This is a genomic window from Janthinobacterium sp. GW822-FHT07A03 (assembly GCF_058798815.1).
On the sequence record NZ_JBXAKW010000007.1, the window covers coordinates 415,144 to 438,012 of the forward strand.

19 protein-coding genes are annotated in these 22,869 nt (G+C 63.0%); 17 read left to right on the top strand and 2 right to left on the bottom strand.

Annotation, left to right across the window (positions count from 1 at the left end):
* Positions 1-41: 41 nt before the first annotated feature.
* From AC1RJW_RS21695 to ppnP, 15 genes are all read left to right on the top strand, one after another.
* Positions 42-1,322, top strand: a complete 1,281-nt coding sequence (locus AC1RJW_RS21695; RefSeq protein ID WP_493046791.1) for a M48 family metallopeptidase — start codon at positions 42-44, stop codon at positions 1,320-1,322.
* Positions 1,319-1,684 (top strand): 4a-hydroxytetrahydrobiopterin dehydratase, encoded by a 366-nt coding sequence (locus AC1RJW_RS21700; protein ID WP_493046792.1) that lies wholly within the window; start codon positions 1,319-1,321, stop codon positions 1,682-1,684. Before AC1RJW_RS21695 ends, AC1RJW_RS21700 begins: the two co-directional genes overlap by 4 nt.
* Positions 1,681-2,586 (top strand): ribosome small subunit-dependent GTPase A, encoded by a 906-nt coding sequence (gene rsgA / locus AC1RJW_RS21705; protein ID WP_099665016.1) that lies wholly within the window; start codon positions 1,681-1,683, stop codon positions 2,584-2,586. The genes AC1RJW_RS21700 and rsgA overlap by 4 nt, the downstream gene beginning before the upstream one ends.
* Positions 2,587-2,853: 267 nt before the next feature.
* Positions 2,854-3,309 (top strand): hypothetical protein, encoded by a 456-nt coding sequence (locus AC1RJW_RS21710; RefSeq protein ID WP_493046793.1) that lies wholly within the window; start codon positions 2,854-2,856, stop codon positions 3,307-3,309.
* A gap of 174 nt (positions 3,310-3,483) precedes the next feature.
* Positions 3,484-6,339 (top strand): ATP-binding protein, encoded by a 2,856-nt coding sequence (locus tag AC1RJW_RS21715; RefSeq protein ID WP_493046794.1) that lies wholly within the window; start codon positions 3,484-3,486, stop codon positions 6,337-6,339.
* 284 nt (positions 6,340-6,623) lie between these two features.
* Positions 6,624-7,544 (top strand): ornithine carbamoyltransferase, encoded by a 921-nt coding sequence (gene argF, locus AC1RJW_RS21720; RefSeq protein ID WP_092804135.1) that lies wholly within the window; start codon positions 6,624-6,626, stop codon positions 7,542-7,544.
* 70 nt (positions 7,545-7,614) lie between these two features.
* Positions 7,615-8,850: an argininosuccinate synthase gene (locus AC1RJW_RS21725; protein ID WP_034759383.1), complete on the top strand. Its 1,236-nt coding sequence runs from the start codon at positions 7,615-7,617 to the stop codon at positions 8,848-8,850.
* 302 nt (positions 8,851-9,152) lie between these two features.
* A complete protein-coding gene (locus AC1RJW_RS21730) occupies positions 9,153-10,964 on the top strand; it encodes a methyl-accepting chemotaxis protein (protein ID WP_493046795.1) in 1,812 nt (603 codons plus the stop codon).
* Positions 10,965-10,968: 4 nt separating this feature from the next.
* Positions 10,969-11,424: a chemotaxis protein CheW gene (locus tag AC1RJW_RS21735; protein ID WP_493046796.1), complete on the top strand. Its 456-nt coding sequence runs from the start codon at positions 10,969-10,971 to the stop codon at positions 11,422-11,424.
* Positions 11,421-12,674 (top strand): CheR family methyltransferase, encoded by a 1,254-nt coding sequence (locus AC1RJW_RS21740; RefSeq protein WP_493046797.1) that lies wholly within the window; start codon positions 11,421-11,423, stop codon positions 12,672-12,674. Before AC1RJW_RS21735 ends, AC1RJW_RS21740 begins: the two co-directional genes overlap by 4 nt.
* Positions 12,675-12,683: 9 nt before the next feature.
* Positions 12,684-13,370 (top strand): chemotaxis protein CheW, encoded by a 687-nt coding sequence (locus AC1RJW_RS21745; RefSeq protein ID WP_493046799.1) that lies wholly within the window; start codon positions 12,684-12,686, stop codon positions 13,368-13,370.
* Complete coding sequence (locus AC1RJW_RS21750; RefSeq protein ID WP_493046800.1) at positions 13,367-15,679, top strand: hybrid sensor histidine kinase/response regulator; 2,313 nt, start codon at positions 13,367-13,369, stop codon at positions 15,677-15,679. The genes AC1RJW_RS21745 and AC1RJW_RS21750 overlap by 4 nt, the downstream gene beginning before the upstream one ends.
* 10 nt (positions 15,680-15,689) lie before the next feature.
* Positions 15,690-16,742, top strand: a complete 1,053-nt coding sequence (cheB, locus tag AC1RJW_RS21755; protein WP_493046801.1) for a chemotaxis-specific protein-glutamate methyltransferase CheB — start codon at positions 15,690-15,692, stop codon at positions 16,740-16,742.
* Between the two features lie 10 nt (positions 16,743-16,752).
* Positions 16,753-17,778 (top strand): diguanylate cyclase, encoded by a 1,026-nt coding sequence (locus AC1RJW_RS21760; RefSeq protein WP_493046802.1) that lies wholly within the window; start codon positions 16,753-16,755, stop codon positions 17,776-17,778.
* 25 nt (positions 17,779-17,803) lie between these two features.
* Positions 17,804-18,118 carry a pyrimidine/purine nucleoside phosphorylase gene (gene ppnP / locus AC1RJW_RS21765; protein ID WP_493046803.1) on the top strand — a complete coding sequence of 105 codons (315 nt, stop codon included), beginning with the start codon at positions 17,804-17,806 and terminating at the stop codon, positions 18,116-18,118.
* 72 nt (positions 18,119-18,190) lie between these two features.
* On the opposite strand, the gene murB is transcribed toward ppnP, so the two are convergent.
* On the bottom strand, positions 18,191-19,219 hold the full coding sequence (murB, locus tag AC1RJW_RS21770) for a UDP-N-acetylmuramate dehydrogenase (protein WP_493046804.1): 1,029 nt from the start codon (positions 19,217-19,219) through the stop codon (positions 18,191-18,193).
* Positions 19,220-19,404: 185 nt separating this feature from the next.
* Between murB and AC1RJW_RS21775 the strand changes: the two genes are divergently transcribed.
* Positions 19,405-19,890, top strand: coding sequence for a YajQ family cyclic di-GMP-binding protein (locus tag AC1RJW_RS21775; RefSeq protein ID WP_034759416.1), 486 nt, complete (start codon positions 19,405-19,407; stop codon positions 19,888-19,890).
* A 183-nt stretch (positions 19,891-20,073) separates the two neighbouring features.
* On the top strand, positions 20,074-21,339 hold the full coding sequence (locus AC1RJW_RS21780; protein ID WP_493046805.1) for a nitronate monooxygenase: 1,266 nt from the start codon (positions 20,074-20,076) through the stop codon (positions 21,337-21,339).
* A gap of 54 nt (positions 21,340-21,393) precedes the next feature.
* Here the strand turns inward: AC1RJW_RS21780 and AC1RJW_RS21785 are convergent, their stop codons facing one another.
* Positions 21,394-22,692 carry a leucine-rich repeat-containing protein kinase family protein gene (locus AC1RJW_RS21785; protein WP_493046824.1) on the bottom strand — a complete coding sequence of 433 codons (1,299 nt, stop codon included), beginning with the start codon at positions 22,690-22,692 and terminating at the stop codon, positions 21,394-21,396.
* Between the last annotated feature and the right edge of the window lie 177 nt (positions 22,693-22,869).

Below are 22,869 nucleotides of genomic sequence, written 5' to 3' on the forward strand. Positions count from 1 at the left end.
TAATCAAACTAAATAATCAGCCATTTTCTCACAGGCACAGAATGTATTCACTCGCGTTTTCGATTTTGTTTGTATCCGTCCTCGTTTTGACCCTGGCCGTGCGCTTCTGGCTCGCTTCGCGGCAGATTCGCCACGTGCTGGCCCACCGCGCGGCAGTCCCGCCCGAATTCGCGGAAAAAATCCCGCTGGCCGCGCACCAGAAGGCGGCCAACTATACGGTGGCGAAGACCAAGTTCGGCCTGCTGACCCTGCTGGTCAACTATGCCGTGCTGATCGGTTTTACCCTGCTGGGCGGCTTGCAATGGCTGGCGCTGCACCTGAATGAATGGATGGGTGCGGGTTCGCCCATGCTGTACCAGATCGGCCTGATCGCCGCCTTTGCCGTCATTTCCGGCCTGATCGACCTGCCCTTCGATTACTACCGCCAATTTGTGCTGGAACAACGTTTCGGCTTCAACACCATGGCGCGCAAGCTGTTCTTCACGGACATGCTCAAGGGCGTGGGCCTGGGCGCGGCCATCGGCTTGCCGCTGATCTGGGTCGTGCTGACCCTGATGGCCAAGTCGGGCGGCCTGTGGTGGCTGTACGCGTGGTTCGTCTGGAGCGGCTTCCAGTTGCTGATGATGGTGCTGTTTCCCACCGTCATCGCGCCCCTGTTCAACAAATTCACGCCGCTGGCAGACGAATCCTTGAAAAGCCGCATCGAAGGCTTGATGCAGCGCGTCGGTTTCGCCTCGAAAGGCCTGTTCGTCATGGACGGTTCGAAGCGCAGCGCTCACGGCAATGCGTATTTCTCGGGTTTTGGCGCCAACAAGCGCATCGTCTTCTTCGACACCCTGCTGTCGCGCCTGGCGCCGCAGGAAATCGAAGCCGTGCTGGCGCATGAACTGGGGCATTTCAAGCTCAAGCACATCGTCAAGCGCATCGCCATGATGTTCGTCATCTCGCTGGGCTTTCTGGCGCTGCTGGGCTTCCTGAAGACGCAGCCTTGGTTTTACGCGGGCCTGGGCGTCGACCCTGTCGCTCTGGCGCTCACTGGCCAGCCGACGGACGCGCTGGCCCTGCTGCTGTTCATGCTGGCCTTGCCCGTCTTCACCTTCCTGCTGGGACCGTTGACCTCGCTCAGCTCGCGCAAGCACGAATTCGAAGCCGACGCCTTTGCCGCCACGCACACGCAGGCGGACGACCTGGTCTCGGCGCTCGTCAAAATGTATGAAGACAATGCGTCGACCCTGACGCCCGACCCGCTGCACTCGGCCTTTTACGATAGCCACCCACCGGCCAGCGTGCGCATCCGCCACCTGAAAGGGGCTACGACATGAATACGCCATCGACCTCGCAAGACCTGGCCCAACTGTCCTGCACGCCGCGCCAGCAGGCGCTGGGCGACACGGATATTGCCACCCTGCACGCCCTGCTGCCCCAGTGGACGCTGCAAAATGGCAAGCTGTGCCGCGACTTCGGCTTCAAGAATTACTACCAGACCCTGGCGTTCGTGAACGCCCTGGCCTATATGACCCATACGCAAGACCACCATCCGGAGCTCATCATTACTTACAAAACCTGCGCCGTGCGCTACGACACGCACTCGGTCAACCAGGGCGCCGGCGGCCTGTCCGAAAACGACTTCATCTGCGCCGCCAAGGCTGACCTCATCTACCAGAGCAGCCAGGTGGCCCCATGAGCGAAGGAAAGTTGACGGGCATCATCATCGCCGCCCACGGCCGCCATTACCTGGCCGACGTGGACGGCGCCAAGCTGCAATGCGTGACCCGCGGCAAGAAAACCAATGTGGCCGTGGGCGACATCGTGCACCTGACGCGCACCTCCAACGACCAGGCCGTCATCGACCGCATCGAGGAACGCAAGACCCTGCTTTACCGCTCGGACCAGTACAAATCGAAGCTGCTGGCGGCCAATTTGACGCAGCTGTTCATCGTCGTGGCGACGGAACCGGGCTTTGCCGACGACCTGATCTCGCGCTCGCTGGTGGCGGCCGACGCGGCCGGCATCGAGGCGCGCATCATCCTGAATAAAACGGACGTGACCGCTTCGCTGGAACGCGCCCGCGAACGCCTGCTGCCGTATTCCTCGATGGGCTATCCCGTCGATGAAGTGTCGGCGCGCGCCGAACCGGAGCACGCCGTGGCCACCCTGGCACCGCTGCTGGCGGGCCAGTCGTCGATCCTGATCGGCCAGTCGGGCATGGGCAAGTCGTCGCTGATCAACCTGCTAGTGCCGGACGCGGACATCGCCGTGCGCGAAATCTCGGCCGCGCTCGACACGGGCAAGCACACGACGACCTTTACGCGGCTGTACAAGCTCGACGAACTGGGCGCGAACAGTTCCATCATCGATTCGCCCGGCTTCCAGGAATTCGGCCTGTACCACCTGTCCGAAGGCATGCTGGAACGCGCCTTCCGCGAATTCCAGCCCTACCTGGGCGGCTGCAAGTTCTATAACTGCCGCCACCTGATCGAGCCACAGTGCGCCATCCTGCAAGCCTTGTCTGAAGGCAAGATCGCCAAGATGCGCCATACCCTGTATGGCCAGCTGCTGCACGAATCGGCGCAGACGCTGTATTGACCATACGCCGCAGCACAAACAAAGCAGCAATAAAACCTCGGCAGGCAAAATTTAATTTTGCGGCCGAGCTCGCTTTTCGATTTTAATCCCAAAACCGTTCATCCGCCGTTTTAAGCATTTCAGCGCGTAAAACCGGCCATCCGTCGCCTGCCGCTGGTGCTGGACGGGCGCGTTTGCTAACTTGACACCAGTCCCTGCCGGAAACCTGCCAGCGACCACACGATCTAACTCTAACCAATCCTGTCATCCTGATCGAAGGTGAATGTCATGCATACCAAACGCTTACTCCCCCTCCTCGCCGCTCTCTTCGCCCTTGCCGGCGGCACGGCCCAGGCGCAAACCGCCGCCGCACCGCCAGCCACGGACAGCGTGCGCGTCACCTCCGGCACCTATTATCACGTCACGGCACAGCAAGCCTTCGAAATCGAACAGCAATACCGCCTGTCGAATGGACAACGCCTGGAAGTGCACCAGCAGGACACCCATTTTTTTGGCCGCCTGATCGATGACCGCGAATGGCAGGCAAAGCCCAGCGTGGAAATCTACCCCACGGGCCCCGGCCAATTCGTCACCAAACAGGGTTCGACCTTCGTCTTCAGCAATGCGGGCGAGCGCGTGGTGATCGACGACGCCCAGTTCCTGCCCGGCTTGCGCATGCCAGCCGATATGCGCAGCGCCAGCACCGTGAGCGGCAGCGCCAGCATCCGCCTGGTTTCACGCTAGGCGCCACCAGCCGGCGGTGGCACGGCAGGGTAAATGCTCTGCCGTGGCGCCCGTGCGGGACGCACGATTCTGTCCTGCACGCTGAACAATTCCCCTGAATGCAGCTTACAATGCGAGGACGCATGGCCTGTATGGTCGCAGGCCGGCACCACTGTTTGCGGGGAGAATGCTTGAATGGAAATGTTCGCGCTCGAACATGACGTAGCGCAGTGGGAAAGCGCATTGCTGCCGTTGCGCGGCGCCGGGCGCGTACCGCTGCTGCTGTTGCTGTCCTGGCATTTGCGCCAGCGGGATTGCAATAGGGCAATTCAACTGAGCGAAGAGGCGCATCTGCTGCTGCCGCTGGCCGGCCTGGAAGCAGCCGCACTGGAACAGGCGCGCGCGCGCCTGCAACTGGTGCAGGCGGAGCTGGCCTGGCTGCAAGGCGCGCTCGACTCCGCGGAAAGCCTCGCCCTGGCGGCGCGCGCCACCTGCGACGCGCACGGCGATGGCGCCGGCTGCGCCGACGCCCACTGGCTGCTGTCCTCGATCGCCGTCGACCGTGGCGACCATGCCCGCTGCGATGCCGAACTGCAGGCCGCGGCGCAGCAAGCGCGCGGCGCCGGCGACGCGATGCGCGCCAGCCTGGCCGACGCGGCCACGGCGCGCTGGGCCGTCCTGCGCGACGCGCCGGCCGCCCAGGCCCGCTGGGGCAGCCACTTTCAGGCCGACGGCGCCAGCGGCAAGCTGGCCGCGCCGCTGGCCGCCTGGGTGCACGATTTCCGCGGCTTGCTGGCGCACACCTCGCGCGACCTGGGCACGGCCGCCGGCTACTACATGCAAAGCTATGAGGCGGCCCTGGAAAGCGGCCAGCTGCGCGGCGCGATCACGGCCGCCATCAATATCGGCGACTGTTTCTCCAGCCTTAACGACAACGAATCGGCCCTCGAATGGATGCAGTGCGCGCTGGACCTGGCGCGCCCCACCGGCTGGCCGCGCAGCATCGGCGCCTGCCAGACGCACACGGCCGAAACCATGCGCAAGCTGGGGCGCCTGGCCGCCGCCGAGGACTTGCTGCGCGAAGCGCTGCACATCCTGGCCCCCGTGGCGGGCGCGCGCACCTATGCCAACGCCCTGTTCCACCTGGGCGAACTGAGCCTGGACAAGGGCGACTACGACACGGCGCTCGACGCCTTCAGCCGGCTGGCGCAGCGCGCCGAAGCGCTGGGCCAGGCCGATTTCCGCAGCATGGCCCAGCGCGGCAGCGCCCATGCGCTGTCTTATCTGGACCGCCCGGACGAGGCGCTGCAGGCGGCCGAACGGGCTTGCCAGCTGGCCACCGCGCAGGGCGACGCCATGCACCAGGTCGCCGCGCTGCGCGTCCTGTCGATGCTGCATGCGCGCCACGACTTGCCGCCGCCGGCAGGCATGCAGGAACGCAATCCCGCCCTGCATTTCCTGCACCAGGCGCTGCAGGTGGCCGCCTCCATCGACGGCTATGTGCCGCCCGGCGAACTGCTCGATGCGCTGGCGCGCGAGTACGCGCATGCGGGCGACTATGCGCGCGCCTACGATATCGCCCTCGATGCGGGCGTGGCGCGCGAAAAAAGCCACACCCAGCAGGCGAGCAACCGCGCCACCGCCATGCAGGTTTACCACCAGACGGAACATGCGCGCTCGGAAGGCTATCACCACCGCGAACTGGCGGCTTCCGAAGCGCGCCGCGCCGAAGTATTGCAACAGACCAGCGATACGCTGGAGCGGCTGTCGGCCATCGGCCAGGAAATCACCACCCACCTGGACGCCAGCGCCGTGTTCCAGGTCCTGGACCGCCACGTGCATGCCTTGCTGCCAGTCAACACCTTCGCCGTCTACATGCTCGATGCGGCGGGCACGGCGCTGCGCCGCGCGCACGGCATGGAGGCGGGCCGGCCCCTGTCCGACAACGCCATTCCACTGAGCAACCCACGCGCCTACTCCGTGCGCTGCCTGCTGGGCCGGCGCGAAGTGTATATCGACCAGGTGCCGCCCAAGCGCCACGCCTACACCGTGCCCGGCACCCTGCATAACCAGAGCGTGCTGTACGTGCCCTTGACCGTGGGCGAGCGCGTGCTGGGCGTGATGACGGTGCAGGCTTGCCATGCCCATGCCTACGGCGAACGCGAACGCCTGATCTTCCGCACCCTGTGCGCGTATGGCGCCATCGCGCTCGACAATGCCAGCGCCTACCGGCAACTGCAAGACGCCCAGGCGCAACTGGCGTCGCAGGAAAAACTGGCCGCCCTGGGTTCCTTGATGGCCGGCGTGGCGCATGAGCTCAATACCCCGATCGGCAACAGTTTATTGATCGCCAGCACCATGCAGCAAAAGACGGACGACGTGGAACGCCTGATGAACGGCCCCGGCCTGCGCCGCTCGGACCTGGCCGCCTACATCGAGGATGCGGGCAAGGCATCGGCGCTGGTGATGCGCGGCCTGCACAGCGCGGCCGACCTGGTCAACAGCTTCAAGCAGGTGGCCGTCGACCGTACCACCGAGCAGCGGCGCCAGTTTGATCTGCAACAAGTGAGCAATGAAATCATCGCCACCGTCATGAACCGCATCCGCAGTTCGGGCCACCGCATCGAGACGGAGATCGACTTCGGCATCGCCATGGACAGCTATCCCGGTCCGTTCGGCCAGGTGATCACCAATCTGATCAACAACGCCCTGCTGCACGCCTTCGCTCCCGCGCCCAACGACGGCGCCGCCGGCAAGGGCTGCATGCGCCTGTCCGCCGCGCTCGATGGCGCGCGCGTGCGGATCGTCTTTGCCGACAATGGCGGCGGCATCGCGGAACAGCATCTGTCGCGCATCTTCGACCCGTTCTTTACCACCAAGCTGGGCCAGGGCGGCAGCGGCCTGGGTTTGTCGATCAGCTACAACATCGTCACGGCCCTGCTGGGCGGCACCATCCAGGTGGCCAGCAGCCCCGCCGGCACGCGTTTCACCCTGGACTTGCCCCTGGTGGCGCCCCAGCTGGACGGGGCCGCGCCCGCCAGCATCTATTAATCCACCGCCCTTTGCCCGGGCGCAGGCTTGCCTATACAAGTACGCGCCCGGACGGTCTTTCCAATCTAAAAGCAAAACCCTTATAATTGAACGGCTGAAGTACTTGCCATTGCATTATTTTCAACTTGGCAAACCGCATCGTACCGCGCGACAGGCGTCGCACTGGCACCGATCAACACAGCAGCGCGCCGGGCGAGGCAGTCATCAGACGAGATGTTGTACGCTGATGCAACCCGGCGGGAAAGGCACGCCGCCGGCGGCCTGCGCATCTTCAAGTGGTCATTATGTCGACAAAAAAACCGATCAAGCACTACCTCCAGTTCTCCGATTTCACGTTGGAAGAGTACGAATATGTGATCGAACGCGCCCATCTGATCAAGCGCAAGTTCAAGAATTACGAAATCTACCATCCACTGATCGACCGCACCCTGGTGATGGTCTTTGAAAAGAACTCCACCCGCACGCGCCTGTCGTTCGAAGCGGGCATGCACCAGCTGGGCGGCGCCGCCATCTACCTGAACACGCGCGACTCCCAGCTGGGCCGCGGTGAGCCGGTGGAAGACGCGGGCCAGGTCATGTCGCGCATGTGCGACATCATCATGGTGCGCACCTTCGGCCAGGAAATCATCGAGCGTTTCGCCGCCAATTCGCGCGTGCCGGTGATCAACGGCCTGACCAATGAACACCACCCGTGCCAGGTCTTTGCCGACATCTTCACCTATATCGAACACCGCGGCTCGATCGCCGGCAAGGTCGTCGCCTGGATCGGCGACGCCAACAACATGCTGTACTCGTGGCTGCAGGCGGCCGAAGTGTTCGGTTTCCACGTCAATGTATCGACGCCGAAGGGCTACGACATTGATTTGTCGCAAGTCAAGACCGAGCGCTACACCTTCTTCGCCAACCCGTCCGACGCCTGCGCAGGCGCGCACCTGGTCAACACGGACGTGTGGACCAGCATGGGCTACGAAGCGGAAAACGCGGCCCGCATCGCCGCCTTCGACGGCTGGATCGTCGATGGCGCAAAGATGGCCCGCGCCGCGCCTGACGCCCTGTTCATGCACTGCCTGCCCGCCCATCGCGGCGAGGAAGTGGCCGCCGAAGTGATCGACGGCCCGCAATCGGTGGTGTGGGACGAGGCGGAAAACCGTTTGCACGTGCAAAAAGCGCTGATCGAATACCTGTTACTCGGTAAAATCCAATAATTCGCCTGGCACTGCATAAAAACCTGGCAGCATCGCAACACATACATCGACAACGACAACTGGAAGCAATATGAGCGACATTAAAAAAGTAGTCCTGGCCTATTCCGGCGGACTCGACACCTCCGTCATCCTGAAATGGCTGCAAGATAACTACCAGTGCGAAATCGTCACCTTCACGGCCGACCTGGGCCAGGGCGAAGAACTGGAACCGGCACGCGCCAAGGCGATCAAATTCGGCATCAAGCCGGAAAACATCCATATCGAAGACGTGCGCGAAGAATTCGTGCGCGATTTCGTCTTCCCGATGTTCCGCGCCAACACCGTCTACGAAGGCGAATACCTGCTGGGCACCTCGATCGCCCGTCCGCTGATCGCCAAGCGCCTGATCGAAATCGCCAACGCCACGGGCGCCGACGCCATCTCGCACGGCGCCACCGGCAAGGGCAACGACCAGGTGCGTTTCGAACTGGGCGCCTACGCCCTGAAGCCAGGCGTGAAGATCATCGCCCCATGGCGCGAATGGGATCTGCTGTCGCGCGAAAAACTGCTGAAGTACGCGGAAGACGCCGGCATCGAAATCGACATGAAGCACAAGAACGGCGGCGCGCCGTACTCGATGGACGCCAACTTGCTGCACATCAGCTTTGAAGGCCGCCACCTGGAAAACCCGAGCGCCGAAGCGGAAGAAACCATGTGGCGCTGGACCGTCAGCCCTGAAAAGGCGCCGGACGAAGCGGAATACCTGGACATCGAATACGAAAAAGGCGATATCGTCGCCATCAACGGCGTGCGCATGTCGCCCGCCACCGTGCTGGCCGAACTGAACAAGGTTGGCGGCAAGCATGGCGTGGGCCGCCTGGACCTGGTGGAAAACCGCTACGTCGGCATGAAATCGCGCGGCTGCTATGAAACCCCGGGCGGCACCATCATGCTCAAGGCCCACCGCGCCATCGAATCGATCACCCTGGACCGCGAAGTGGCCCATCTGAAAGATGACCTGATGCCGCGCTACGCGTCGATGATCTACAACGGCTACTGGTGGGCGCCCGAGCGCGTTGCCCTGCAAACCCTGATCGACCACACGCAGGAAACCGTGAACGGCTGGGTACGCATCAAGTTGTACAAAGGCAATGTCATCGTCGTCTCGCGCGATTCGAAGACCGATTCGCTGTTCGACATGAACATCGCCACCTTCGACGAAGACGGCGGCGCCTACAACCAGGCCGACGCCGGCGGCTTCATCAAACTGAACGCCTTGCGCATGCGCATCGCCGCCATCGCCCGCGAAAAACGGGGCCAGAAGTAATTAGTTAGCTAGGGAGCACCTGCTCCCGCGCCAGCTCAAGCCGCCCACGGGCGGCTTTTTTACGTTTGAAACGCACTCGGCCGCGATTTACGGCCCTGCACGCACCCCATTTTGCTGTCCGCATGGCAAAATGCTACAGTGCAATTTAGAGCACCTAACATAACCTACTGCGCGGCGCGATTTGCGGCCTGCGATGCTCACTGTGCATGCGCACAGTTGCGCTTCTCAGCCGCAACTCGCTGCCGCTCGCTACGGTTCTGTTAGGCGCTCTTAGTCGAAAACTTCCCGCTTCCGGAGCCCCCATGTTCAAAGACCTGAGTATCAAGAATAAACTGTACCTGGGCTTCGGCTCCATCGTGGCCATCATCCTGATCCTGCTGGGCGTGGCCTACAACAGCTTTTCACGGCTGTCCGAGGCCAATGCATGGGACCGCCACACGATGGAAGTGCTGGTCGAGATCGACAAGATCCACAATTCCATCCTGCAAATCCAGGTGGAAGTGCGCGGTTTCATCCTGACCGGCAACGAAGCCTCGCTGACGCCGGAAACCGATGAAATGGCCGTGCTCAGCCAGCACACGCAAAAAGCCATCAGCATGACGGTCGACAACAAGCAACAGTCGGAACGCTTCCGCAAGATCGACCAGCTGACCACCACCTGGGTCAAGGAGTGGATCAATCCCCTGATCGAAAAACGCCGCGCGCTGGGCAACGCCCCGGGCGCCACGGAAACGGTAGCGCGCGGCATGCCGCCGTCCGGCTACCCGGCCGTCGCGCAAGCGAACAAGCTGCTCGACGAAGTGGCAGCCGAGGAAACCCGCTTGCTGGCCGAACGCACGAACACCAGCGCCAGGCTGCAGGAAACCATGCTGCTGACCCTGGCGCTGGGCGGCCTGCTGTGTGTGGTGCTGGCGCTGGGCATTTCCTACCTGCTGGGACGTGCCATCCTCGGCCCGCTGAACAACCTGACGGACGCCGTCGGGCGCATCGCCGGCGGCGAGCAAAGCGCGCGCGCCGCCATCATCTCGCGCGACGAACTGGGCAAGGTGACGGAAGAATTCAACCGCATGGCGCAAACCATCCAGGACAACCAGGCCAACGAACTGGCCGCGACGAATAGCTTGCGGGCCAAGGTCGATTCCTTGCTGGAAGTGGTGTCGAAGGCGGCTTCGGGCGACCTGACGGGCAAGGTCAGCATTACGGGCAGCGATGCCATCGGGCAACTGGGCAACGGCCTGGCGAAGATGTTCGAAAACCTGCGCAGCCTGCTCAACAATGTACAAAAGGCCGGCATCCAGGTGACGACCTCGGCCACGGAAATTGCCGCCTCGGCACGCCAGCAGGAAGCCACGGGCATTGAGCAAGCGCAAACCAGCGTGGAAATTCTCAGCACCACCAAGGAAATCTCGGCCAACACGAGCCAGTTGCTCAAAACCATGGAAGACGCCACCGCCGTGGCCGACTACACGACGAATGCCACGGCCGAAGCGCAGAATAACCTCAAGCGCATGGATTCGACCATGCAGCACATGGTTTCGGCCACCGATTCCATCAACGCCAAGCTGGCCGCCCTGTCGGAAAAGGCCAGCAATATCAATAGCGTACTGATCACCATCACGAAAGTGGCGGACCAGACCAACATCCTGTCGCTGAACGCCGCCATCGAGGCGGAAAAAGCGGGCGAGGCGGGCCGCGGCTTTTCCGTGGTGGCGACGGAAATCCGCCGCCTGGCGGACCAGACCTCCGTTTCCACCTGGGATATCGAGCAAATGCTCAAGGAAATGCAGTCGGCCGTGTCCGCCAGCGTGATGGGCATGGATAAATTCTCGGAAGAAATTCGCCGCAGCGTGGGCGAAGTACGCCAGGTGGCCGAGCAGCTGTCGTCCGTGATGGACCAGGTGCAGAAACTCACGCCGCAGTTCGACGCCGTGCTGCAAGGCATGCAGTCGCAGGCGATCGGTGCCTCGCAAATCTCCGATACCATGATGCAGCTCAACGACGCCACGCAGCAAACGGTGGAGTCATTGAAAGCCACCAGCGAGGCGGTGCACCAGCTGCAATATGCGGCGGGCGACCTGCAGTCGAGCGTATCGACCTTCGCCGTCACCATCTGATCCCATGAAAGTGCTGCTCTTTCACATCGGACGCGACCGCTATGGCCTGCCCCTGGCCGGCATCGTGCGCGTGCTGCCGCTGCTGGAGCTGAAACAGTTGCCGCTCACGCCAGACTACGTGGCCGGCCTGATGGACTTGCATGGCACGCCCGTGCCCGTGATCGACCTGTCGCGCCTGGCCGGGCTGCCGCCCGCTGCCGCGCAGTTCGACACGCGCATCGTCATCGTCGACTACCGCGCGCCGGGCGGCGCCACGCATGCGCTGGGCTTGCTCGCTTCGCAGGTGCGCGGCATCGCCGATATCGACCCGCAAGGGCTTGAGGACAGCGGCGTGGCGACGGCGCCCTTCCTGGGCCAGGTGGCCAGCGATGCCGACGGCATCGTGCAACTGGTGGAACTGGAACACCTGCTACCGCCCGACGTGCGCGCGCTGCTGTTTCAGGACGCGAGCGCGGCATGACGGCACAAGCCCTGCTGCGCCGCGCGACCGGCCTGTCCGTCTCCAAATCCGTGGCCGAACGGGCCGTCAACCAGCGCATGGAGCAGACGGGCTTTACCGATAGCGAAAGCTATCTGCAGGCGCTCACGCCGACCGAAATGACGCAATTGATCGAGCTGGTGGTGGTGCCCGAATCGTGGCTGTTCCGCGACCCGCAGGCGTTCTACGCCACCGTCGAACTGGTGCAGGAACGCTGGGCGCGCGGGCGCGCCACGCGCATCCTGTCGATCCCGTGCGCGGGCGGCGAGGAACCGTATTCGATGGCCATGGCGCTGCGCGACGGCGGCGTGCCGAAACAGGCGTTCAGCATCGACGCGTATGACCTGAGCCCTGGCTGCATCGAGCGGGCGCAGGCCGGCGTGTATGGCCGCAACGCCTTCCGCGCGCAGGACGTGGCCTTCCGCGAGCGCTATTTCACGCACGTGGCCGATGACGCCTACCGCATCATCGACTCCTTGCGCGAACAGGTGACCTTCAGGCAAGGCAATCTGCTGCAGTTCGATACCGTCACCTACAGCCGCCACTACGACGTCATCTTTTGCCGCAACCTGCTGATTTATTTCGACAAACCGACCACGCGCGCCGCCATCGCCAACCTGTCCGCCCTGCTGGCCGACGACGGCATGCTGCTGGCCGGTTATGCGGAAGTGCCGTCGTTCTGCCAGAACGGCTTTGCGCCGCTGCAGTTCCGCCAGGCTTTCGCCCTGAAGAAGGAAACGGCGGCGCCGGCCAGTCCCGTGCAAGTGGCGCCGCTGCCTGCCGCGCGTCCCCTGCGCAGCGTGCCGCCCGCGCCAGGGCGCGCTGCAGCAGCGGCCCCCTCTTCCGCCGCGCCGGCGGTGCCGCGCACGCGCCCCGTGTCCGTACCATCGCCGGCGCCGGCGCCGGCAGCGCAAGCCGATTTGCTGGCAGAGGCGCGCCTGCTGGCCGACCGCGGCCAGCTGCGCGAAGCCGGCGAAAAATGCCACGCCCACCTTGCGAAAGTGCCCGAGGCGGCGGAAGCGTATTTCATGCTGGGCATCATCAATGAACTGGCCGGCAAGATGGACCTGGCCGACGACTACTGGCGCCGCTGCATCTACCTGCAGCCGGACCATTACGAGGCGCTGTGCCATCTGTCCCTGCTGGCCGAACGCAATGGCAACCACACGGCCGCCGCCACCCTGAAGGCGCGCGCGGCGCGCATCTACCAGCGCCGCCAGGCATCCAACTAAGGGGCACGCATGACAACCATCATCGCCAGCGAGGCTCTGAAAACCATCGACGACTGCTGGAACCATATCGGCGTGGTCGGCGACCAGAGCTGCCCCAAGCTGCCCGCCAATGTCCATTGCCGCAACTGCGACGTGTATGCGGGCGCCGCCCAGCGCAACCTGCAGCGGCCCGTGGACGCACACTACCAGCGCGACTGGGCCAGCCACTTCCGCCAGCTCGATGCGGGCGGTGAAGTGCGCGACAGCTCGGCGCTGGTGTTTCGCATCGGCCGCGAATGGCTGGCGCTTCCCACGCGCGTGTTCGACGCCGTGGCGCCGCAGGCCAAGCCGCACGTGCTGCCGCACCGCAGCGGGCGCGGCCTGGCCGGCATCGTCAATATCGGCGGCAAGCTGTATCCATGCATGTCGCTGGCACACCTGCTGGGCATCGACGAACAGGGCGCGCCCGCGGCCCGCGGCCGCCACACCTTTGCGCGCCTGCTGCTGCTGCGCTGGGAAGAACAGGCTTACGCCCTGCCCGTGGCCGACCTGCACGGCATCGTGCGCTATGCGTCGGGCGCCGTGCAGGCGCCCGCGGCAACCATCAACAAGGGCCTGTCGCGCTATCTGTCCGGTGTCATCACCGAGGGCGACATGCGCATCGGCTGCCTCGACACGGCGCTGATCGGCTTTCAACTTGCGAGACTATTACGATGAGCCAGGACCAGCACGGCGACCTGAGTGCCTTTTCCATGCTGGACCTGTTCCGCATGGAGGCGGACAGCCAGACCCAGATTCTCACCGACGGCTTGCTGGCCATGGAGCGCCATGCGGGCGATGCGGCCGCCGTCGAGGCGATGATGCGCGCGGCGCATTCGATCAAGGGCGCCGCCGCCATCGTCGGCCTGCAAGTGGTGGTGCAGCTGGCGCACGGCATGGAAGACAGCTTTGTTGCCGCCCAGCATGGCCGCCTGAAACTCACGCCGGAACGGGTCGACGTGCTGCTGTCGGGCGTCGACCTGATCGTGCAGCTGTCGCGCCTGGACGACGCGGGCGCCGAAGCGTGGCTGGCCGCCAATGCGGCGCAGATCGACCAGACCCTGAACGCCATCGCCGGCATCGCCGAGCTGCCCGAATTGCCGGCCCTGCCTTCGGCGCCGGCCCCCATGCCAGCGCCGGCAGCGCCACCCTTGTCGCAAGAAGCGGCCGAGCCGCAGGCTCCCGTCGCCAGCGGCCTGGCGGGAGAGGAACCTGAGTCGGCGGCCGCGCCCGCGCCGCGTGCGGGTGCCGCACCGGCCAAGGCAGCGGCGCAAAACTTCGACAAACTGCTGTCGCTGGCCAGCGAATCGCGCATCAATGCGCACCAGATGCACCCGTTCGTCGGCGCCCTGCAGCGCTTCAAGCGCAACCAGAGCAGCCTGTTTTCCGCCATCGAGCACCTGCACGAAGCCATTGCCCGTTCCGCCGACCCGGGCCTGATGGAAAAATCCCTGCTGGCGCTGCAAAAGACGCAGCCCCTGAAGCAGTTCATGCTCGAGCACATCGCCGACATCGAAACCTATGAACGGCGCCTGCTGGCCGTCTCGCAAGGCATGGTCGATGAAGTGCTGGCCCTGCGCATGCGCCCTTTCCGCGACGGCATCCACGCGTTTCCCCGCATGGTGCGCGACCTGGCGCGCAGCCTGGGCAAGGAAGTGCAGCTGGAAATCGACGGCGAAGACACCCTGGTCGACCGCGACATCCTGGCGAAGATCGAAAGCCCGCTGAACCACATGCTCAGGAATGCCATCGACCATGGCATGGAAGGTCCGTACGAGCGCATCGACGCGGGCAAGGAAGCGCTGGGCACGATACGCATGGAAGCGCGCCACCGCGCCGGCATGCTGAGCATCGAGATCAGCGACGATGGGCGCGGCGTCGACCTGGAAAAAATCCGCCAGTCCGTCATCGAGCGCAAGATGGCCAGCCCCGCCATGGCCGCCGCACTGTCGCCGGGCGAGCTGCTGGAGTTTTTGTTCCTGCCCGCCTTCAGCCTGAAGGCCACGGCCAATCAATTGTCCGGGCGCGGCGTGGGCCTCGACATCGTGCACGAGACGATACGCCAGCAAAACGGCACGGTGCGCCTGGAATCGGAGCCGGGCCGCGGTTTTCGCGCCCTGATTACCCTGCCGCTGACGCAGTCGATCGTGCGCGCGCTGGTGGTCGACGTGCACGGCGAAGCCTACGCCATCCCCATCGTCAAGGTGGAAAGCGTGGTGCGCGTGCCGCAAGCGGCCATCCATACCCTGGAAAACAAGCAGTTCTTTGAACTCAAGGGCGAGCATCTGGGCCTGGTGTCGGCGGCGCAGGTGCTGGAGCTGGGTGAAGCCGCCAGCCAGGCCGAGGACTTGCCGGTGGTGGTGATCGGCCGCGGCAAGCAAAGCTATGCGCTGGTGGTCGACGCCATCCGCGGCGAACAAAGCCTGGCGGTGCAGGCCATCGACCCGATCTTCGGCAAGATGCGCGACATTTCCGCCGCCGCCCTGCTCGACGACGGCGAGCCGGTGCTGATCCTCGACGTGCCCGATCTGCTGCTGTCGATCGACAAGCTGCTGCACGAAGGCGGCCTGCACCAGCTGGCGCAGGCCGGCCACGCGCAGCAGCGCCGCGCCAAGCGCATCCTCGTCGTCGACGATTCGCTGACGGTGCGCGAGATGGAGCGCAAGCTGCTGCTGGCGCGCGGTTTCGAGGTCGACGTGGCCATCGACGGCATCGACGGCTGGAACGTCGTACGCAGCGGCGAATACGACCTGGTGATCACCGACGTCGACATGCCGCGCATGGATGGCATCGAACTGGTCTCGCTGATCAAGAAGGACCTGCACCTGCACAAGCTGCCGGTGATGATCGTCTCGTACAAGGACCGCCCGGAAGACCGCGCGCGCGGCCTGTCCGCCGGCGCCGATTATTATCTGACCAAAGGCAGCTTCCACGACGAGACCTTGCTCGACGCGGTGGCCGACCTGATAGGAGATGCCCGCTTATGAGCTGTCATTCATGAAAATTGCCATTGCCAACGATGTCGCCATGGCTGCCGAGGCCCTGCGCCGGGTGGTCGCCAGCACGCAGGAACACCAGGTGCTGTGGATCGCCCGCACGGGACTCGAAGCCGTGCGCATGTGCGAGGGCAACCGCCCCGACCTGATCCTGATGGACCTGAACATGCCGGAGATGGATGGCGTGGAAGCGACGCGCCTGATCATGGAGCAGAGCCCGTGCGCCATCCTGGTGGTCACGGGCCGCCCGCAGGACAATGTCAACCAGGTCTTCCGCGCGCTGGGCGCGGGCGCGCTCGACGTCACGGCCACGCCGGTGCTGCAGGGGGAAGTGGGCGGCGACAGCGAACTGCTGGCCAAGATCAAGACCATCGGCAAGCTGATACGCCACAGCGCCGAAGCGCCGCCGCCGCGCCAGGCGAACGGCAATGGCGGCGAACGGGGCGATGGCCAGGTCAGCACCCTGGTGGCCATCGGCGCCTCGACGGGCGGGCCGTCAGCGGTGGCCAAGGTGCTGTCCGGCTGGACGGCGCCGCCCGGCTGCGCCATCGTGGTGGTGCAGCACATCGATGAAACCTTCGCCTCGCACTTCGCCAAATGGCTGGACGACCAGCTCAGCATGCCCGTGCGCGTGATCGCCGAAGGCGACGAACTGGTCTCCGGCACGGTACTGATCGCCAAGACCAACGATCACCTGCTGCTAGATCAAAATTATCGTTTGGGTTACGATGCAGCACCGCGCGAGTATGTTTACCGCCCGTCCGTCGATGTGTTCTTCAACTGCGTGGCCCAGCACTGGCGCGGCGACGCCATCGGCGTATTGCTCACAGGCATGGGCCGCGACGGCGGCGATGGCTTGCTGGCCATGCGCCGTGCCGGCAAGACGACGATTGCGCAAGACCAGGCCAGCAGTGCCGTGTACGGCATGCCGCGCGCGGCAGCCGAACTTGATGCGGCGCAGCAAATCCTGCCCCTGGATAGAATAGGCGCCAGCCTGCGCAGCCGCCTGGGCGCCAAGCTCAACAATGGGTGGGAGCCCTCCCCTAACATCTGAAAAGAATGCAATGCCAGAATTCTCCTCCAGCTTCACCCAGCATGAACCCGCATTGACCGAATTCAAGGTCAGCGTGCTGCTGGTGGACGACCAGTTGATCATTGCCGAGGCAGTCCGGCGCATGCTCAGCGACCAGCAGGATATCGAATTTCATTATGTCACCGACGCCACGCAGGCGCTGGACACGGCGCTGCGCTTGCAACCGACCGTCATCCTGCAAGACCTGGTGATGCCGGGCATCGACGGCTTCGCCTTGATCAAGCTGTACCGCGAAAACGAGGCACTCGCGCACGTGCCAGTGATCGTGATGTCGGCCAAGGACGACCCGAAACTGAAGGCCCACAGCTTTGCCGTCGGCGCCAACGATTATGTGGTGAAACTGCCGGACCGCCTGGAGCTGCTGGCGCGCATACGCTACCATTCCAACGCGCACATCAGCCGCCTGCAACGCGACCAGGCTTTTCGTTTCCTGCGTGAAAGCCAAAAGAACCTGGCGGATGCGAATATTGAATTACAGAAACTGGCCGCCCTCGATGGCTTGACGGGCATCGCCAACCGCCGCCGCTTCGATGAAACCTTGCAATTCGAATGGCAACGGGGACAGCGCGACAAGGCACCGCTGAGTCTGCTGTTCTGCGATATCGACCATTTCAAGAGCTATAACGACCATTTCGGCCATCTGGCGGGCGACCTGTGCCTGAAAAAAGTTGCCGCCGTGCTCACGGAACATTTGAAACGCCCGGCCGACCTGGCCGCCCGCTACGGGGGCGAAGAGTTCGCCCTGATCCTGCCGGAAACGGAAGCGGCCGGCGCGCTGCTGATCGCCGAAGCATGCCGGCGCCATCTGGAAGGCTTGCAGATCGAGAACCCGGCAGCAGGTACGGGCATCGTCACCATCTCGATCGGCGTGGCCACCGTCGTGCCGTCGCCCGACTCGACGGTCGAACAACTGATCAACCGCGCCGACCAGGCCCTGTACGCGGCCAAGCGCGGCGGACGCAACAGCGTGCTGAACGCCGATGACGTCCAGGACTGATTTTTAACAGCAAGGAAAGTGAAGCATGAGCACACAACTGGACAATGTCAGCGTCGTCAAGAAGTCGAATATCTACTTTGACGGCAAATGCGTCTCGCACAACGTCATCCTGGCCGATGGCACGAAGAAAAGCGTAGGCGTGATTTTCGCGTCATCGTTGCGCTTCAACACGGGCGCCCCGGAAACGATGGAAATCGTCGGCGGCCTGTGCAAGGTGCGCCTGGCCGACGCGACGGAGTGGAACAGCTATGGCGCGGGCACGGAATTCAAAATCCCGGGCAATAGCTATTTTGATATCGAGACCATCGAAACCGTCGATTACGTCTGCCACTTTGGCTGATCCGCGCAGAAAAAACGTCCATGGCGGCGTTGCGTTGCCCTGAACATTTTTCAAGCGTGGATTTAATCAAGATCAAACAAACACAGGCTCGGGCGACAGGCGCACGCCATATTTCGCCTCTACATCATCCTGTATCGCTTCCGCCAGCCGGGTAATGTCCGCGCCACGAGCGCCGCCATTATTCACCAGAACCAGCGCCTGCTTGGGATACACTCCCGCGGGCCCCAGGTTTTTTCCCTTCCAGCCACATTGATCGATCAGCCAGCCGGCCGCCAGCTTTTCCGTGCCATCGGGCTGTGCATGGTGCACCAGCGCAGGAAAGCGTTCCAGCAAGGCAAGACATTGCTCGCGTGATACCACCGGATTCTTGAAGAAGCTGCCCGCATTGCCAATCACGGCCGGGTCCGGCAATTTTCTCCGGCGGATCGCCATCACCGTGTCGGCCACCTGTTGCGGCGTCGGCTCGGCAAGATGGCGCTCGGCCACGGCCTGCGCCAGTTCCGCGTAACGCAAGTTCGGCTGCCACTCGGCAGGCAAGGCAAACGTCACTTCCAGCACGATCAGCTCGCGCCCGTCCGCCTGCTTGAAGATGCTGTCGCGGTAAGCGAAGCGGCAAGCATCGCGGTCCATGTCGAAGACGATGCCGCTGGCGCTGTGCATGACGCTCACGCTATGCAGATAATCCTTGATTTCAACGCCATACGCGCCAATATTCTGGATAGGCGCCGCGCCCACCGTGCCGGGGATCAATGACAGGTTTTCCAGCCCGCCCACGCCTTGCGCCAGGGTCCACTGCACGAAATCGTGCCAGTTTTCGCCGGCCGCAGCCGTGACGAGTATCGTCTCGAAGTCCGCCTGCGCCAGGCGCATGCCGCGCGTGGCCATGTGCAGCACGGCGCCGGGAAAGTCGCCCGTGAGCACGATGTTGCTGCCGCCGCCCAGTATCAGGCGCGGCATGGCGGACAGGGCCGGATCTTGCAGCGCGGCCTGCAATTCGGCCTGCGAAGTGATGCGTACGTAGGCGGCCGCGTTGGCCGTGATGCCGAAGGTATTCAGGCGCTGGAGGTTGTAATTGTGTTCGATGGTGAGCTCTGGATGCATGGGATAGGGAAATTTTGCTCGATTATAGAGCGAAAGCGACAAAAAACCACCTCAGGACAAGGGCGACTTGCCCGTTGTCCGTTAAAATGTCGCATCTTTAACAGGGCCGTCCCATGGCGCTGAATCAGCCGCCAAGGCCCAGTGCGCCGAGCGCGCGCTCGCTTTAACAAGAAAAGGAACAGACCATGCCATCATTTGATGTAGTCTCCGAAGCCGATATGATCGAAGTCAAGAATGCCGTCGAGCAATCCAACAAGGAAATCACGACCCGCTTCGATTTCAAGGGCAGCGATGCCCGCGTCGAACACAAGGAAAACGAATTGACCGCGTTTGCGGATTCGGAATTCCAGCTCAGCCAGGTACGCGACGTGCTGACGAACAAATTGACCAAACGCAAGGTCGATGTGCGCTTCCTCGACGAAGGCGACATCAAGAAGATTGGCGGCGACAAGGTCAAGCAGATCATCAAGATCAAGAATGGCATCGAATCGGATGATGCCAAGAAAATCGTGCGCGTCATCAAGGACAGCAAGATGAAAGTGCAAGCGAGCATCCAGGGCGAAGCCGTGCGCGTCACGGGCGCCAAGCGCGACGACCTGCAAGCGGCCATGGCCATGCTGCGCAAGGACGTGCCCGACATGCCGCTGGAATTTAACAATTTCCGCGATTAATTTCGATGATGCGCACGCTCCGGCCTGCGCTTGCACCGGCATGGCGGCAAGCTGCCTCGGAGCGCCTGCCCGCTTGGGGTAGAATTGAAGCTGCGCACAGCTACATGCGCCCGCGCGCCTGACCGGCAGCGGGCTTGACCGTACATCTGGCTCAGTGATAACCACGGTAGTCTAAGGATAGCAATGAAACGTGTTGATGATTTCCGCCTGCGATTTGGCAAAAAAGAATATGTGCCCATCATGATAGGCGGAATGGGTGTGGATATTTCCACGTCGGAGCTGGCCCTGGAAGCGGCCCGGCTGAACGGTATCGGGCATATCTCCGATGCCATGGTGGAAGACGTGTCGGATCGCCGTTTCGACACCACCTTCGTCAAAGACAAGACGAAACTGTACAAGTTCAACATCAATAACAGCGACAAGGCCGTGGTGCAGTTCGACCTGGGCCGCCTGGCGGAAGCGCAGCGCCTGCATATCGGCCGCACCATGGAAGCGAAAAAGGGCGATGGCTTGATCTTCGTCAATTGCATGGAAAAGCTGACCATGAACGGCCCCCGCGAAACCTTGCGCGTGCGCCTGAATGCGGCGCTGGACGCGGGCATCGACGGCATCACCCTGTCGGCCGGTCTGCACTTCGGTTCGTTCGCCTTGATGGCCGACCATCCGCGTTTCCGTGACGCCAAGCTGGGCATCATCGTCTCGTCCGTGCGCGCCTTGCAGATTTTCCTGCGCAAGAATGCCAAGCTGGACCGCTTGCCCGACTTCATCATCGTCGAAGGACCATTGGCCGGCGGCCACCTGGGTTTCGGCATGGACTGGGCCAATTACGACCTGCACACGATCACGGCTGAACTGCTGGCCTACCTGAAAGCGGAACAGCTGGACATCCCGCTGATCGCCGCCGGCGGCATCTTCACGGGCAGCGATGCCGTCTCCTTCCTGGAAGCGGGCGCAGCCGGCGTGCAAGTGGCGACGCGCTTTACCGTCACCAAGGAATGCGGCTTGCCAAACAAGGTCAAGCAGGAATACTACAAGGCCTCGGAAGAAGACATCATCGTCAACGGCGTCTCGCCGACCGGTTACCCGATGCGCATGCTGAAAAACACGCCCGCCATCGGCGCCGGCATCCGTCCAGGCTGCGAATCGTATGGCTACCTGCTCGACGCGACGGGCAACTGCGCGTACATCAACTCGTACAACCGCGAAGTGGCGGCCCATCCGGAGCAAAAAACCGTCGTCGTGATGGACAAGACTTGCCTGTGCACGCACATGCGCAACTTCAACTGCTGGACTTGCGGCCATTACACGTATCGCCTGAAGGACACCACGCATAAGCTGGACAACGGCGAATACCAGATCCTGACGGCCGAACACGTCTTCAAGGACTACCAGTTCAGCGTCGACAACCAGATCGCCCTGCCGGAAAAAGAAATCCAGGTAGCGGGCTGAATATTGCCAGCCTGAAATGAAAATGGCGCAGCCTGCGAAGGCTGCGCCATTTTTTTATGCCTGGCGTATTGCCAGCAGTTGCCGTTCCATCTCGGCAAACAATGGCCGCCGCGATATTTCTTCCTGCAGGCACGCCTCCTGCAAGGCCTGCATGGCCGGCAAGGGCGTCGCACAATGCGCAACCAGCTCGCCCAGCAGCACGCCAAAGGCCCGCGCCTCCATACCCTGCAGCAACTCTCCTTGCGGTGAGCCGGGCGCAAACATCGACGCCGCGCCAAAGTCGCCCAGCAGGCAGGCGCCGGCGTCCGCATGCAGGATATTGTGTGCATATAAGTCGCCATGCACGATGCCGCGCGCATGCAGCTGGCGCACGGCCGAGGCGATGCCATGGGCAATGGCCAAGGCTTGCGATGCATCAAAACGCACGTCCTCGGCATACACGTCGCGCGTGCATGATGACAGGCTGGGCGGACCGGCCAGGTTGCGGAAGGCAGGATCGATGAGCGGCATGACGAGTCCCAGCGCCTCTTGCGGATGCGCATCGAGCGCCCCGAGGATGGGAATCAGGCCCGGATGAGCACCGGCACCGACACAGGCGGCCATTTCGCTGCGCGGCAAGCCATCGCTGGTCATCGCCCCCTTGAATACTTTCACCGCAACATCCTCGGCATCATCGAGGCGGGCACGAAAAATCACGCCCGATGCGCCCTCGCCCAGCTGCTGCGCAAGCTGCAGGCGCTGCCAGGCCACGCCAGCAGTAGCGGCACCGCTCAGGGCAGCCAATTCACGCGCTTCAGTACAGGGATTGCCCGCATACGCGAGCCAGCTTAGGTTTGGCAAGGACAACAGGCAGTCGGGCAGCGCCGTAAAACGGTTGGCGGCAATGCGCACCAGTTCCAGCCGGTGGCAATTGGCAAGGGATGCCGGCAAGCTACTCAGGCAATTTCCTGCCAGCATGAGTTTCTGTAGTTGCTCGCACTGGCCCAGCTCATCCGGCATGAAGTCGATGACATTGTCGGTCAGGGTCAGCCAGCGCAGTGCCGATGGCAAGGCTGCGGCCGGTACGTGGCGGATCCGGTTCGCCTTGAAACCGATCATTTCCAGAGCAGGACAAGAACCGAGCACGGCCGGCAAGGCAGTAAACAGATTATCCGAGCAAAAAATGATGCGCAGCTGGTGCAGGCGCGGCAAATCGTCGGGCAGCGAGGACAGCGCATTGCCGGACAGGTCGAGGATTTCCAGGCTGTCGGCCAGGTCGAAAATTTCGCGGGGGAATGCCGTCAAGCCGCACGACAGCTTCAGGCGGCGCACGCCGGCCAGTTGGCCTGCACGTAATTGCTCCAGTGTATGCACAGCAGACAAGATATCCCTTTCAAAAACCCGGCAATCGCTGGCCTAGATAAAAGCCGCGGACGTAAAAAAACCCCCACCGGATCACCGATGGGGGTTTTTTCGAATAACAAGCCTGACGATAACCTACTTTCACACTGGTTGCAGCACTATCATCGGCGCAAAGTTGTTTCACGGTCC

Excerpts from the sequence above, each read along its gene's own strand:
- AC1RJW_RS21775 (WP_034759416.1), top strand. The coding sequence starts at position 19,405 with ATGCCATCATTTGATGTAGTCTCCGAAGCCGATATGATCGAAGTCAAG.
- AC1RJW_RS21710 (WP_493046793.1), top strand. The coding sequence starts at position 2,854 with ATGCATACCAAACGCTTACTCCCCCTCCTCGCCGCTCTCTTCGCCCTT.
- argF (WP_092804135.1), top strand. The coding sequence starts at position 6,624 with ATGTCGACAAAAAAACCGATCAAGCACTACCTCCAGTTCTCCGATTTC.
- AC1RJW_RS21745 (WP_493046799.1), top strand. The coding sequence starts at position 12,684 with ATGACAACCATCATCGCCAGCGAGGCTCTGAAAACCATCGACGACTGC.
- murB (WP_493046804.1), bottom strand. The coding sequence starts at position 19,219 with ATGCATCCAGAGCTCACCATCGAACACAATTACAACCTCCAGCGCCTG.
- AC1RJW_RS21735 (WP_493046796.1), top strand. The coding sequence starts at position 10,969 with ATGAAAGTGCTGCTCTTTCACATCGGACGCGACCGCTATGGCCTGCCC.
- AC1RJW_RS21730 (WP_493046795.1), top strand. The coding sequence starts at position 9,153 with ATGTTCAAAGACCTGAGTATCAAGAATAAACTGTACCTGGGCTTCGGC.
- rsgA (WP_099665016.1), top strand. The coding sequence starts at position 1,681 with ATGAGCGAAGGAAAGTTGACGGGCATCATCATCGCCGCCCACGGCCGC.
- AC1RJW_RS21695 (WP_493046791.1), top strand. The coding sequence starts at position 42 with ATGTATTCACTCGCGTTTTCGATTTTGTTTGTATCCGTCCTCGTTTTG.
- AC1RJW_RS21715 (WP_493046794.1), top strand. The coding sequence starts at position 3,484 with ATGGAAATGTTCGCGCTCGAACATGACGTAGCGCAGTGGGAAAGCGCA.
- cheB (WP_493046801.1), top strand. The coding sequence starts at position 15,690 with ATGAAAATTGCCATTGCCAACGATGTCGCCATGGCTGCCGAGGCCCTG.
- AC1RJW_RS21750 (WP_493046800.1), top strand. The coding sequence starts at position 13,367 with ATGAGCCAGGACCAGCACGGCGACCTGAGTGCCTTTTCCATGCTGGAC.
- ppnP (WP_493046803.1), top strand. The coding sequence starts at position 17,804 with ATGAGCACACAACTGGACAATGTCAGCGTCGTCAAGAAGTCGAATATC.
- AC1RJW_RS21700 (WP_493046792.1), top strand. The coding sequence starts at position 1,319 with ATGAATACGCCATCGACCTCGCAAGACCTGGCCCAACTGTCCTGCACG.
- AC1RJW_RS21725 (WP_034759383.1), top strand. The coding sequence starts at position 7,615 with ATGAGCGACATTAAAAAAGTAGTCCTGGCCTATTCCGGCGGACTCGAC.
- AC1RJW_RS21780 (WP_493046805.1), top strand. The coding sequence starts at position 20,074 with ATGAAACGTGTTGATGATTTCCGCCTGCGATTTGGCAAAAAAGAATAT.
- AC1RJW_RS21740 (WP_493046797.1), top strand. The coding sequence starts at position 11,421 with ATGACGGCACAAGCCCTGCTGCGCCGCGCGACCGGCCTGTCCGTCTCC.
- AC1RJW_RS21760 (WP_493046802.1), top strand. The coding sequence starts at position 16,753 with ATGCCAGAATTCTCCTCCAGCTTCACCCAGCATGAACCCGCATTGACC.